The organism is Bacteroidota bacterium, from assembly GCA_016183775.1.
In the GTDB taxonomy this organism is placed as follows: Bacteria; Bacteroidota; Bacteroidia; order JABDFU01; family JABDFU01; genus JABDFU01.
This window is the reverse complement of the sequence record JACPDY010000005.1, coordinates 15,288-29,325: the sequence shown is the minus strand read 5'-3', so window position 1 is coordinate 29,325 and position 14,038 is coordinate 15,288. Positions and strand designations below refer to the sequence as shown.

Sequence of the window (14,038 nt, the reverse complement as noted above, 5' to 3'; positions counted from 1 at the left end):
GAATATGGATGACATCGTTTTAAGCGATGTCATCCATATTCAAGTTATCAGGGCGCACTCAAATTAACATTTATACTGCAACCGTTATTGTCTTTAATATTTATGGTGTATGTGCCCGGACAGAGCTGATTTTTATACCGGTTTATATATCCATCGGGCCAGGAGTAGGAGTAGGGGCTTGTTCCGCCGCTGGCGGTAATCATTATCCATTCCTTGCAACCGCAAGCCGCACAATCCGATGTTCCCATGGAAAACCGGCCACTTAAAGGAGGAGGGGAAAAAATGGTAGCACTAGAACTGGCAGTACAACCCTTGCTGTCTGTTACAGTAACAGTATAGGTTCCGGCAGATAAACCCGAAACCTGGAACCCGGAACCCGGAACTCCTCCACTCCAGTTAAAGGTATATGCCGGAGTTCCATTGCCTGGATTTGCAATTGCAGTTCCATTTGCAACCCCACTGCAGGTGATATTGGTTGGCTGGATAGTTACAATAACAGCAGGATTAACGGTTATAGTTGCAATTGAGGTAGAAGTATTTCCCCCGGTATCTTTAATTGTTACGGTATAAGTAGTTGTTGAAACAGGACATGGATTAATGTTTTGTATTGTGGCGCCATTGCTCCAGTTGTAAGTATATGGACTGGTTCCACCGGCAACGCTTGAAGTAACAGTTGCACAGGATGACGGACAAATTGAATTAGCTGTAGTTGTAACAACAGGTCCGGAACAGTTAATTGCCGTAACCTTTCTTGTAGAGTTGGAGGGGCACCCTCCTTTGGCTACCGTGTGAGTAATAGAATAGGTTCCCGCAGATGAAAAGAGATATGAAAAATCAGTAGTTGTTCCACTTACGTTTACAGGTGCAATTGTCCAGGTATATGTAATTCCCACTCCCGGCATTGTGCCGGTATTTATAAAATTAACCAAAGAACCAAGGCAAACTGTATCATTCGGAAATACTTCAAATGTAGCAATTGTACCAGGAGAGGCTCCAACACTAGCAGTTGAAGTTTTTGTACAACCGCTGGCATCTGTAACAGTTACTGTATAAGTTCCGGCAGAAACCGATTGAATGGTAGAGGTAATTTGAGAAGTATTGCTCCATGCATATAAATAAGGGAAGCTCCCGCCTGTTACGGATACACTGATGCTGTTACCTCCACAGGAGGTATTATTGGAACTGGTAGTTAAATTTAAAGGTAATGGTTGAGTGATATTAATCGTACCTGTTTTAAGGCAACCTATTGAGTCTGTCACAGTAATAGTGTAATTTCCTTGGACAAGATTTGTTGCCGTTTGAGTGTTTTGAGCATTACTCCATAAATAAATATATGGCGAAGTGCCATTGCTAACAAGGGCCGTTACATTTGCGGAGTTTGTTACACATGACCATTTAGTTAAATAGGACATTGCAATTGGGGTAGGCTGGCTAATATTTACAAATCGTATTGAAGTACAAGCACTTGCATCAGTTATTGTGCATGAATAGGAACCTGCTGATAGCCCGGTAGCTGTTATCCCGGTTTGGCCATTGTTCCAGACGTAATTATACGGTGGACTTCCTCCTGAAGCTGTTATTGTAGCATAACCATCATTTCCTCCATTACATGTAGCATCAAATTGATTAACTGAAGCAATTAGCCCCCCTGTGCTTCCGTTTATTACAACTGAAGCTGTTAAAGTATCACATGCTATAACAGTAACGGAATAAGTTCCCGGACATAAGCCACTAATAGTATTTGAAGCACTAACTGAGTTAAGGGTTCGGCTGCCATTACTCCAGGTGTAGTTATATGAAGAGTTTCCGCAGTTGATTGTAATAGTGGCTGTGCCATTGCATGAGCAACCTGAAGTGTTGCTTGTTGATGAGGAAGTTATGGCTGGCTCTTCCGGAGTAAATTTTAATATACAGGCATCATCACCCCCATTAAATGTATTGTCATAATAAGCGCCTCCGCCCGGATTTGCTAACCCATTGAGTACTACTCCGTATTTCCATTCTCCAACCGCGAATAAATTGTTTTGATTATCTGTTACCATAGATTGGCAGAACGAAAAATGATTTAAGTTATCTGTTCCACCGGCAAAAAGGGTGCTCCAAAGCCTTACACCTTCTGAATTAAATTTTACAATAAACCCATCGCCAGCGGCCGTATTGTGCCCAACAAAGTAATTATTGCAATTGGGATTGTAAATTGGAAAATCATTTGTGCCATAGGTAAGTCCGCCTATATAAACATTATCGCAATTATCTGTTGTAAGCGCCATTCGTTCGTATACAGCGAAATAATTCTCATTACCTGTGCTACCGTAGTAAGTACTCCAAAAAAGAGAATGAACACCCGGACTAAACTTCGCAATGTATGCATCACTGGCACCACCAAGCATATTGTCAATGTATGCACCATTGCCCGGGTTTATTACGGGAAGATTTGTGCTTCTTACATAGCCGGCAATATAAACAGCATTGTTGTTATCACAAGTCACTTCATATAATATATCTCCCGAACTATTACCACCGAAATAAGTTGACCACAATAGATTAGTGTTAACAGAAGAAAACTTTGCCACAAATGAACTTTCAAAAACTCCCAGCGTATTATCAAAATAAGATCCATTGGATGGATTAAATAACGGAAAAGCAGATGCGGATCTGGTACTTCCTACCACAAATATATTTCCAATATTATCTCTACATAACTCATTTGGAACATCCTGATTATCTCCTCCAAAATAGGTACACCAAAGTAGTGTCCCGTTGTTGGTGAATTTAGCAAAGTATCCGTCTACATTACCACCCACTGTATTCTGGTAATATGCTCCCCCTCCGGGATTAAGTAATGGAATTATACCCCAAGTTGTTCCTGTTACAAAAACATTACCGGATAGATCTGTTACAATCCCCCTTCCTTCCGAATTTCCACATGCAAAACCAGTAGCCCAAAGCCGGTTTCCATTGTTGTCAAATTTCAATATAAATGTGCAATCGTCACTAACTCCGGAAGGAGCTTCAAAATATGTCCCCGAATTAAATAAAGGAAAACTTGTTGCTTTTCCATAGGAACCAAATTCTCCTACAACAAAAATATTTCCAAAAATATCAACAGTTACGTTGCGGGAAACACCAATATCAGTATCAACCGGTCCATAGCAGGTAACCCATAACAACTGACCATTGTTTGAAAATTTATAAATATTCGCAGACATGTCGGGAGAAAAGGTCTGATTATATGCACCACCTAAAACTACAGTAGGAAAATTAGTTGAGGCTGTATAGCCAACAACGAAAACATTTCCCTGAGCATCAACATCACAATCCTGAAAAGAGTCAAGGTTATTTCCGCCATAGTACGTTCCCCAATATAGTTGAGGGTCTATAATGAGAGTGTCATTTACATCATACTCCCTTAAAGCAATTGCAACTTCATAAGAAAAACCGTTGCTGATTTTATTGATTGTTTTTTTCGCTTTGTATTCAGACTCAATCACTATCCTTTCAATTGCAGTATGCTCTATGTCGGGTGAAGCGCTATTCTGATAACACAATAGCGTTCCCTCGATTACTTCACCTAATTCATTACCAAAGTGTATTTGATCAGTACCAACGTTTAGTTTTCCGCTTCCCTCATAAATCAGTTTTATTTGATTGGGGTCAGCGTTGGGATGTACAAAAAAATCATATTTCAAGCCTCCTCCTGAGGACGCATATAAAATCCAATCAATGCCATTATAAACTTCTTTAATTATAACTTTTGAATAGGATTTTACATCAAGAATACCTTCAGGGCAATGTCCAAGGAAATAGTCGTGCTTGCCTTGTGTTACGTTACCTTCTGTGAACACGTTTTCCTTTTTAATAGCGGCATTCTTGAGGATCATATCAACCCTGTGCCATTCGGATTTTTCGATTTTTGAATTTTGATCAAAAATTCCGGAAACAGAGTTGGAACCTGTATTTAATTTTTCCAATTCCTCTTCATTTTCCACAATTTTTAAAAATTGATAGGTTAGCCCTTGTGTGGTTAACCAGATATTTAACTTGGGAACTTCGACCTTGAACAATACCTGTGGTATGGGATTATCTGACATGTCTGCCATTTGTCCGTTGTTCTCCGTAAACTGAATTGACTGGCTGTGAATAGAAGCAGCCATCTGTGTTTTTTGAAAGGAAGAGATATTGTCATTGCCGGCATATGTAAAAATTCCTGTGAATACAAAAAGCACAGGCAGCAATTTCTTCTTATGTTCGTTCATTAAAGCAAATTTCTCCATTGTTAATGAAATAGAATCATGACGTATTGTTTTTATGACATTGCCGAATATCATAGATGTCAATTTGTTACTTGATAGCGCTTATTTTTTTAAATTACTGATTGTTTCAAAGTTAGTTTTTCGCGAACCTGAAAGCAACTCAAGTTGATTTAAAAGTAATGATTTAGAAGTAAATATTATTTTTCATAATTGATATACCTGTTTCGGAAAAATACTTATTTAATATTTTTATATTTATTACTTTTATTGAATACCTCTCATATAAATGAAGACCCCATCGGACGATTTATTCATTCTTATTAAGTCACTTACTCCTGTTGAAAAGCGATATTTCAAGGTTTTTTCAACTATTCATTCGGAAAATTCTGACAAATCCCCTGATAAAAAATATATTATTTTATTCAATGCGATCGATCGGTTAAAAATATATGATGAAAAGAAGTTAAAGGCAAATCTAAAGGACAACACCCTTAAAAAACATCTCAAAGTATTTAAAAGTTATGTTTCAGAGGCTATATTAAAGAGTTTGGGAAAGTATCATTCCACCGATTCTATCGAAATAATACTGGCTCAAAAATTACAGCAAACGGAAATTCTTATAGGAAAAGGGCTACATACGATGGCCTTGAAAATAGTTAAACGGTTTTTAAAGATGGCGATTGAACATGAAAAGACCATATACGTTATGTTGTTTATGATGCGGGAATGGGAACTTGTCGTTTTGTCTGAAGAAGTGAATAAATTGAAAGTCGGTGCAGAACAGGGGCTTTCAGAAATTTTTAATTGTCTGAACACATATAAAGATGAATTGGAGTATAAACAGCTAATGCATCGGGTCTGGCCTTTGTTAAAGATGAAAAATGAAAATGACAATGAATTAAAGAGTAAGTTTAAAAGAGTAGTTGCTCACCCCCTTATTCAAAATTTCCGAACAGAGAATTTCTCCTATGAATCGATTAAATCCTATTATCTTATTATTACCGCCGCTACCCGTATCTCAGGAGATCTGGAAAATTCGTATTTGTTTCGAAAGAAATATGTTGAATTCATCGAATCGGATAAATTAAAAATGCCCAATCGGGTACTTGATTATTTAAGATCTGTTCATAATTTACTTATCATAATTGATAAGCTGAAAAAGTTCGATGAGTTTGAGGCCTGTCTTAAAAAGGTGAATAAATTCATGGATGAATTGAATAGTAAATACAAAACAAATCAGGTGTTGATTCAATATCTATCGCATAATATTCTATCTGTGAAGCATTATATCCGAATGCATAATTATGAGCGCGCTTTAGCCATTGCTGGTGACACTGAAAGAAGTATGAAAAATATTACACTTCCCGATACCTCTACTCAAATACTTTTTCATTACTATGCTGTTTTAATAAATTTCTATTTGTCTGACTTTCGTCTGGCCCTGAAACATCTTAATAAGCTGTTGAGTTATGATAATAGTTGGATAAAACAGGATCTGATCCACAGTGTCAGAATAATATTCCTTATAGTCTATTATGAACTCGGCCGAGAGGATTTATTGATAAGTCAATCTAAATCAATCCGGCGCTATTTGCATAAAAAAAGGGGCTATATTAATAAACATGAAGAAGTATGGTTAGAGTTGTTTGAAAAGAAAATACATAAAGCAAAAACGAATACTCACCTGGTATCACTTTTTTCTGAAACAAAAGTTAAAATGCAAAAAGTACTGAAAGACAAAGAAGAAGCAAAATCAGCGGTGTATTTTGATTATATTTCCTGGCTTGATAGTAAAATCGGGAATAAACCTTTTGTTGAAATCGCTAAGAGGAAAGAGTTAGAAAGATAGGTTGGATTTGGAATCGATAAATGGGGCGGCTTAGTAATTAATATTATAAATAAACCTATACGGCAATCCGGCATCTTCTCCTGCATAATCAATGCCAACGCGCGGTCCAACTGTAATTTCCTTTTCTTTTGTTCTGATTCCTTTATCCTCAATCCATATTTTATTTCCTGTCAGATCTGTTCCTGAATGTTTTGTCAGTAGTCCTAATGCCTGAGATGCAGTGCCCGGGCCACCTGCTGTTGATTTGTCAATGTTGGTTTTATTCCGTCTTTTTAAAATGCAGGGAATTCCTTCAACAGGTTTTATGGCGCGTATTAAAACAGCATGCGGCACATCTTTTTTGTTCGTAACAATATTGAAGAGGTGATGGATACCATAACACAGGTAAACATATGCCACACCGCCTTCGCTATACATTATTTCTGTTCTGCTGGTTCTGCGTCCGTTCCATGCATGCGATGCTTTGTCGGTAATGCCTGCGTATGCTTCCGTTTCGGTGATGATACCAGCTGTTACTATGTCATCCAGTTTTGTAAACAGGTATTTACCCAGCAATTCCTTACTGATTTGCACTACATCATCACGCCGGTAGAAATCTTTTTTGAGCTTACTCATCTATCCTAAATCCCTAATCCTTCCATTGTAACCTATTGTTTTTGTCATAATATAACCTGCCATTGTCCAGCAACCATTGTATCACTTTTAGTGTTTTGTTTTCTTTCGCGCCGGTAACGGCAGTCACCAATTCTTTCAACGATAAATGATTGGAGAACAGCAAGCTTTTTATTTCGCCCGATACATCATCAAACTCCTGGCTATTCACTTCGCTTTTATTGCGTTCCAGGCAATAATCACATATCCCGCAGCGGTCGGTGTTTGTTTCACCGAAATAGGCCAGCAGCAATTGGCTGCGGCATTTATCGGGGTTGGTTGCATAACCTGCAATGGCCCGCATCCGCTCCAGGGCTTTTTCCTTACGTATCTTTAAATGTTCTTTTGAAATGTTAATGGAATTACTGTCAACCCGGGGTAAGTTGAATGTAAGTTGCGGCATTTCGGTTTGAGGAAGGTACGATAATAAGCCTACCTTGCCCAGGTAATTAAGAAATTGTACAACCTGTTCGTATCCCAACCCGCTTTTAATTACAAGATCGTTCTCGTTGAACTTTACATAATTCTCGAACAGCCCGGTATAGGAACGCAGCAGCAGTTTTATAAAGCTGTCGTAGCCCTTATTCGCGACCTGGAATTTGTATAATTCATCCTTATGGACTGTAAAATGCAGACGTGATGGTTGATACAGGGATTCGGTGGTTGTGAGATACTCTTCTTTTTCCAATAACTTCAGCGCATTATATACAGTAACGGCGTTCAGGTTATAGCGGTTGCAAAGTTGCGCTATATCAAAATCGAATGTTTTCCCTTCTCCGCTGCCTGTGGCCAGTTGATAGTAGTTCGCAATTGCCTGGTAGATCTGCCTGATCTCTTTAATATCAGGAAATCCGCTAATGACCCTTCGCTCAAGTTCAATGATATCCGCATCATTATAAAGCAGTATGGCGTAAGCTTTATGTTCATCACGGCCCGCCCGGCCTGCTTCCTGGAAATACGATTCGATGCAATCGGGCAGATCATAATGGATCACCAGGCGGACATCGGGTTTATCAATACCCATTCCGAACGCATTTGTGCACACGATCACCCGTTGGTTGCTGTTTATCCAGTCGCTTTGCTTTTTGCTGCGAAGGGGAGTGGCAAGTCCGGCATGGTAAAAGTCGGCAAGGATATTATTCCTGTTCAGCAGTTCAGTGATCTCTTGTGTTTTTTTCCGGCTGCGGGCGTAAATAATTGCGCTTCCTTTAACATTATTACAAATCTTGATCAACCGGCTGTTTTTATCTTCTTCGTGCAGCACAACGTATGCAAGATTGCTTCGTGCAAAACTTTTCTGCAGCACATTCGGCTTTTTAAATTCCAGTTTTTGCTGGATATCCTTTATTACTCCGGGAGTTGCGGTGGCTGTGAGTGCAAGCACCGGTACATCCGGCTTTAGTGTCCTTAATTCGGCCACTTTGAGATAGCTTGGTCTGAAGTCATAGCCCCATTGTGATATACAATGTGCCTCATCAATAGCGATGAGGTTGACCTCCATTTTTTTTATGCGCACCTGCGCGATATCACTGTTCAGGCGCTCGGGAGACAGGTAAAGGAATTTAAAGTCGCCGTATACACAATTATCGAGTGCAATATCCACTTCGCGTTTGTTCATGGCTGACGTAATAGCAACGGCTTTAATCCCCTTTTGTGACAGTTTTTCAACCTGGTCGTTCATCAATGCGATAAGAGGTGATACGACGATACATATCCCCTTTTGCGCTAAAGCGGGAACCTGGAAGCATAATGATTTCCCGCCACCGGTAGGCATTAAGGCCAGGGTATCATTGTGGTGCATTACGGAATGGATAATATCCAACTGAAGGGGTCTGAATTCAGTAAATCCCCAATATTGTTTTAGTATTTGATGGAGATGGTCCATTGCTTATATGCTAAGATAAGGGATAAAACGGAGAGAGCTAAAAATGCATAGTTACCTGTATACATCGATTATTTAACTTTTATAAAAGCAGAGCCTGGCCAAAGTAATTAGAAGCTGTCTAAAAAATGAAATGATAAATAAAAATTGTGCGATTGGTCACACTGAGCGTAGCCGAAGTGTAGCGATGGAAAGACTTCCTATATGTTTCGACTGCGCTGAACATGACCCTGCACGCTATGGTTACTGTTTTTGAGATGGTTTGTAGTAATTAACTTAAGTATATAATACAAAAATTTATTGCTTAAGAAAAGTTTAGATTGATCAATGGAATATTTTGTAGAGATGAAGTAAAAATCGAAACAAAGAGTTATTTTTGCTTTTACAAACTTTAAGTTTGTTTCGGTTTAAATAAACTATAAATGAAGTAAAGTATGAGTTACTACGTAATGGTTGGGGAAGGCAAATACCCTATTATGCCAATTGCCAGCGGGCCTGATTTCAATGGTAATTGGCGTAGTGGCAGAATCATTACTGAACAGGTTCCACAGCCTCTTGTTTACATACTCGATACCGACTATCCGGGCAATCCTAAGCCTATGTATTATGAACAGGCCATTCCGGTGATGCGTGACGACGTGGCTGAAGCCCTTGTTCGTGTCGGTGTCGATAACATTCAATATTTTGGTGCGGTGCTGGTAAACCCTGTGGATGGTAAGCGATACACGAACTATAAAGCCTATAATATCGTTGGGTTGGTAGCGTGCGCTGATATGGCTTCCTCGAAGCCCGTCAATATGCTGACAATGGGGCCAAGCGCCACATTCTTTGAGAGTCTGGTGATCGATGAATCAAAAGCGGGTGATGCATTATTATTCCGGATGGCTGAGAATATCAGCGCCATTGTTGTTCATGAGAAAGTAAAGAACGCCATAGAAGAAAGTGGTATTGAAGGATTTGTCTTTTACGGACCGGGTGAGTGGTCTGGATAAAGAGATTTAATATTTTTACCAACTGCATCTGTAAGATTTGCGAGCTTACGGCATCCCATCCACTGTTTTGAATTTTTTTTCTGATTCCTTATTCAAACAATTCACCAAAGTTATACGTTTGTTTGAGGCGAACTCCCCGTTCTGTTTGTTGCACGGTGCAGCATTCATTAATAGGGTCATGCTCAAAAAACAGGACATAGTCATTTTGTGCGGCTGAATTCATGAACATTTCTTTTTCCTGCAACGTAAGTAAGGGACGAGTGTCATACGCCATGATGTAGGACAGTGGAATATGTCCCGTGGAAGGAAGAAGGTCGGCCATGAATATAACTGTTTTCCCCTTGTAGGTGATGTGTGGTATCATCATGGCATCAGTATGGCCGTGGGTAACCAGGATATCAAAATAATCTCCCAGTTCACTTACTTTTTGTTTAGCATCACTTTTAGAGCCAATGAATTTCAATTGCCCGCTTTCCTGTATAGGTAAAATATTTTCTTTGAGGAAGCTGGCTTTTTCACGGGCATTGGGTTTAGTGGCCCATTCCCAGTGTTGGGCGTTGCTCCAGTATACAGCGTTTTTAAAAACAGGTTCATAACCTGTTTTTGTGTTATTCCATTGGACACTGCCGCCGCAATGGTCGAAATGAAGGTGAGTTAAAAAAACATCGGTTATATCATCACATGAAAACCCTTTGGATCGCAATGATCTGTCCAATGTATCGTCCCCATGAAGATCGTAAAAGCCGAAAAATTTTTCAGATTGTTTATTGCCGATGCCTGTATCAATAAGTATAAGCCGGTTTCCATCTTCGATCAGCAGGCAGCGCATAGCCCATGTACACATGTTTTTGGAGTCCGGAATATTGGTATTGCTCCAGATCGATTTTGGAACGACGCCGAACATGGCGCCTCCGTCTAACTTAAAAAAACCGGTGTTAATAACATGTAGCTTCATATATCTACGAATAACGAATCAGTACGAATTTACGAATCACTCTGGTTCTGAGAAATAATTTTTAATGAATATACGAACGCCTCAATATTAGGTTATCACTTAATTTGAGGCGTGGATAATTCGTATTAATTTGCTATTCGCTGGTCTAAAACCTTTCCAGCATCGAGAAAAAGAAATCGCCTTCAATTTTAGCGTTATCATCACTGTCTGAACCATGTACTGCGTTTGCTGCGATCGATTTGGCAAAAAGAGCGCGTATTGTTCCGGGTGCTGCTTTAGTGGGGTCTGTTGCGCCGATCAGTGTTCTGAAATCAGCAACGGCATTATCTTTTTCCAATATGACCGCTACTATGGAACCTGATGACATATAGTCGACAAGTTCGCCAAAGAAGGGACGCTCTTTGTGGATGGCGTAGAATTGCCCGGCCGATTCACGGCTGAGTTTAGTATATTTCATTGCAATAATACGGAAGCCGGCTTCGTTTATTTTCGCCAGGATGGGGCCAATATAGTTGTTGGCTACCGCATCGGGCTTAATCATCGTAAATGTTCTGTTGGTTGCCATATTTATTAGTTTGGCTGCGAAAGTAATAAATTTATTTGGATTGTGGTTTTAAAAAGTCTGTAACAAAAGCAATTTTCGTATTTGTTTCACGCAAGGGCGCAAAGGAAAAGTGTTGAAATGATCTGCATATACATTTATACCGGGCTACCGGTACTTTGACCCTTTTGCAGGAGAATTTGCAATGGTGTTATTGTTTAGTTTAAAATTTGAGTAACTCTTCGTAAAGTTCTTTCAATGGAAGTCCCATTACATTAAAATACGACCCTTCAATTTTTTCGACGAAATAGGTGCCAATTGTTTCCTGTGTACTTTTTGCGGCGTCAATTGTATTTAATCCGGGTTTATTTATGCTTGCTAAAAAAGCAGCTTCTTCGATTGAGCATGGTGGCACGTCATGGGGCATACACTCCTGTGCACCATAAGCGCCTGCTTTATCATAAGGTTTAAATGTCGTAATGTATTGATCGATCTCTTTATCTGACAGATGTTTGAAATAAACTTTAGACGCAGAATAGAAACTTGTTTCTTTCTTTTTCGATTTTAAACACACTCCTGTAAATACTTCGTGCATATTACCCGACAGCAGTCTTAGCATCTTTATCGCTTCCTGATGATCAGCCGGTTTGTTCATTACATGATCATTTATCCAAACTATTGTGTCTGCGGTAATAACAATACTGTTGTCATTTAACGAGCCATCAAAAGCATCAGCTTTTTTTCGGCACAGGTATAAAGGGATTTCCTGTGCTTTTAAATTTTCCGGAAAGGATTCATCAACTTCTTTGGTTATGATCTCAAATTCAAGTCCAAGTTCTTTCAACAGGTACTGCCTGCGCGGCGATTTTGAAGCAAGAATAAAATGATGTTGAGCAAGGTTAAGTTTGTCAGCCATTATTAAGAAGGAATAAAGCTGTAATAGATCACAAGTGTATAAAGTATACCGGTAAGCATAATGGCTTTACTAAGCCTGTCCGGAATTTTAAATTCGGCAGGATTTTTGGCTCTTTGTAACAGGTAAATAATTATTGTCAACGGGAGCTGGATAAAAATCATCAGATACCAGAATGAAATTGTCGCTCCTGAGTCAAACTGGCCCTTTTGTATATACCCCAGTATCAGAATTGTTATAAAGACAAGGAATGATACAAAATTTTTGGTTGTCTCAATGCCAAGTACGATGGGTATTGTATGGCAGCCAAATTCCCGGTCGCCTTCAATGTCCTCCATATCTTTTATTATTTCGCGTACCAGGTTGATCAGGAAAGCAAGGGCGGCAAAGCCGGTAATGAAATTGAAAATGACTTTAAAATTGACCTCAAACGGAGGAAAGGTCAATACCCTGTATTTTTCAACTGCGAGGTGTAATTCATAAAGTCCAACGGTAAAAGGTACAAGGGCCACGAACAAGGCGATGATAAGGTTCCCGATCAGGAACTGTTTTTTAAATTCCGTTGAGTAAAACCAAAGACCGAACACACAGGCAATGTATATAAAACCATATTGCCATAGCCCGAGTTTATACGATACCATTAATGCGATCAATGAGGCGATGGAACTTAATACAAAATGAGTACCCATTGCTACCCGGCGCTTTATGCCTTTATCAATGATCATTTGCTCGGGTTTGTTGACACGGTCGATCTTCACATCAAAATAGTCGTTAATAATATAGCCGGCCGCGGCAATCATAACCGTGGCGAGTGAAAGAAAGAAGAATTCCATTTCGCTTACACGGAAACTGATAATATTTGGATTGGTTATTTTGTCGGGATAGCCTTCAATCAATTGTTTATTCAGGTAGGTATACATGGGATAGATGATTCCCCAGCGCATGGCATATTGCGCCAATGCGATAATAAGCAGGTTGGGTAAGCGGATTAATCTGATAAAGGATGTCAGTTTATTCATAAATGGGTTTCACAGAGTTACACAGAGTAGGCACGGAGTTTCGCTGAGTTCAGAGTTTAGAACTTTTGAGTTCATTTTTTATGCGGAGTTACATTAAAATTAATAAGATTATTTCCACCGATTCTTTGTGTAACTCTGTGCCTACTCTGTGTAACTCAGTGTCATTTATCTATGCCTATTCGCTAGTCTATAAAACAAAATTAACTTTTATTTTTCATGATGCTTTGGCTTATCAATTTATAAATTTTCTTCATCTTCTTTTGTTTAGAAAGAAGGATCATGTGAGCCTTCATGATCAACTTGTCATTTCGAATGGCCGGCCCGGTTTGCATTTTTGACGGTGAGGCATGTTTTATTTTGTCGGCAGTTTCATATATCAATGGAAGCAATAACTCAAATGGAAGTTTATTTTTCCGGAGCAGCTTTTCGGCCAAAGCGTACATGTGATTGGTAAAATTGCAGGCAAATACGGCTGCCAGGTGCAATACTTTTCTTTTTTCGGAATCAACTAAATGCACCTGTTTTGAAATAGACCCGGCAATTGCCAGCAGTTTTTTTTCATTGACTTTTGTATTCGCCTCGATACAAAGAGGCACTGAAGAAAAATCTATTATTTTATTTTTAGATAATGTTTGAAGGGGGTACAGCACGCCGTAATTGGAAGACACACTTTTTAAAGTCTTCAAAGGCAGGCTTCCGGATGTGTGGACAACTAATTTGCCATTTATGTTTAATTGCCTTACTATACTATTTACAACATCATCTTTAATGGCAATAATATACAAGTCGGCAGTCTGGCTTATTTTTTTCAGGTCATTGAGTGGCTGCGCTCTTAGCTTAAGGGCTAAAGCACGACCGGAGCTTTTTGTCCGGCTATATACCTGCAAAATATTGTGCCCGGTTTTTTTAAGCGCAAGTCCCATTTGTGTGGCAACATTGCCTGAACCGATGAGTACTATATTTTGTTTTTTGCCGGACATGTG

The 14,038-nt window shown here is 39.3% G+C and carries 10 protein-coding genes; 2 read left to right on the top strand and 8 right to left on the bottom strand.

Features of this window, described 5'->3' with window-relative positions; all coding sequences use genetic code 11:
- Positions 1 to 47 precede the first annotated feature (47 nt).
- Positions 48 to 4,256, bottom strand: a complete 4,209-nt coding sequence (locus tag HYU69_00805) for an SBBP repeat-containing protein (GenBank protein ID MBI2268876.1) — start codon at positions 4,254 to 4,256, stop codon at positions 48 to 50.
- 283 nt (positions 4,257 to 4,539) lie between these two features.
- On the opposite strand from HYU69_00805, the gene HYU69_00800 reads away from it, so the two are divergent.
- On the top strand, positions 4,540 to 6,102 hold the full coding sequence (locus HYU69_00800) for a hypothetical protein (protein ID MBI2268875.1): 1,563 nt from the start codon (positions 4,540 to 4,542) through the stop codon (positions 6,100 to 6,102).
- Between the two features lie 30 nt (positions 6,103 to 6,132).
- Here the strand turns inward: HYU69_00800 and HYU69_00795 are convergent, their stop codons facing one another.
- On the bottom strand, positions 6,133 to 6,717 hold the full coding sequence (locus HYU69_00795; protein MBI2268874.1) for a DNA-3-methyladenine glycosylase: 585 nt from the start codon (positions 6,715 to 6,717) through the stop codon (positions 6,133 to 6,135).
- Positions 6,718 to 6,730: 13 nt separating this feature from the next.
- On the bottom strand, positions 6,731 to 8,638 hold the full coding sequence (locus HYU69_00790; GenBank protein MBI2268873.1) for a RecQ family ATP-dependent DNA helicase: 1,908 nt from the start codon (positions 8,636 to 8,638) through the stop codon (positions 6,731 to 6,733).
- A gap of 431 nt (positions 8,639 to 9,069) precedes the next feature.
- Between HYU69_00790 and HYU69_00785 the strand changes: the two genes are divergently transcribed.
- Positions 9,070 to 9,627 carry a hypothetical protein gene (locus tag HYU69_00785; GenBank protein MBI2268872.1) on the top strand — a complete coding sequence of 186 codons (558 nt, stop codon included), beginning with the start codon at positions 9,070 to 9,072 and terminating at the stop codon, positions 9,625 to 9,627.
- A gap of 88 nt (positions 9,628 to 9,715) precedes the next feature.
- Here HYU69_00785 and HYU69_00780 read toward each other — a convergent pair whose 3' ends face one another.
- The 5 genes from HYU69_00780 to HYU69_00760 form a co-directional block, all read right to left on the bottom strand.
- Complete coding sequence (locus HYU69_00780) at positions 9,716 to 10,582, bottom strand: MBL fold metallo-hydrolase (GenBank protein MBI2268871.1); 867 nt, start codon at positions 10,580 to 10,582, stop codon at positions 9,716 to 9,718.
- A 145-nt stretch (positions 10,583 to 10,727) separates the two neighbouring features.
- Positions 10,728 to 11,147, bottom strand: coding sequence for a nucleoside-diphosphate kinase (locus HYU69_00775; GenBank protein MBI2268870.1), 420 nt, complete (start codon positions 11,145 to 11,147; stop codon positions 10,728 to 10,730).
- 199 nt (positions 11,148 to 11,346) lie between these two features.
- Positions 11,347 to 11,550, bottom strand: coding sequence for a Maf family protein (locus tag HYU69_00770; GenBank protein MBI2268869.1), 204 nt, complete (start codon positions 11,548 to 11,550; stop codon positions 11,347 to 11,349).
- Between the two features lie 491 nt (positions 11,551 to 12,041).
- On the bottom strand, positions 12,042 to 13,055 hold the full coding sequence (locus tag HYU69_00765) for a geranylgeranylglycerol-phosphate geranylgeranyltransferase (protein MBI2268868.1): 1,014 nt from the start codon (positions 13,053 to 13,055) through the stop codon (positions 12,042 to 12,044).
- 200 nt (positions 13,056 to 13,255) lie between these two features.
- Positions 13,256 to 14,035 (bottom strand): DUF2520 domain-containing protein, encoded by a 780-nt coding sequence (locus HYU69_00760; protein MBI2268867.1) that lies wholly within the window; start codon positions 14,033 to 14,035, stop codon positions 13,256 to 13,258.
- Positions 14,036 to 14,038 lie beyond the last annotated feature (3 nt).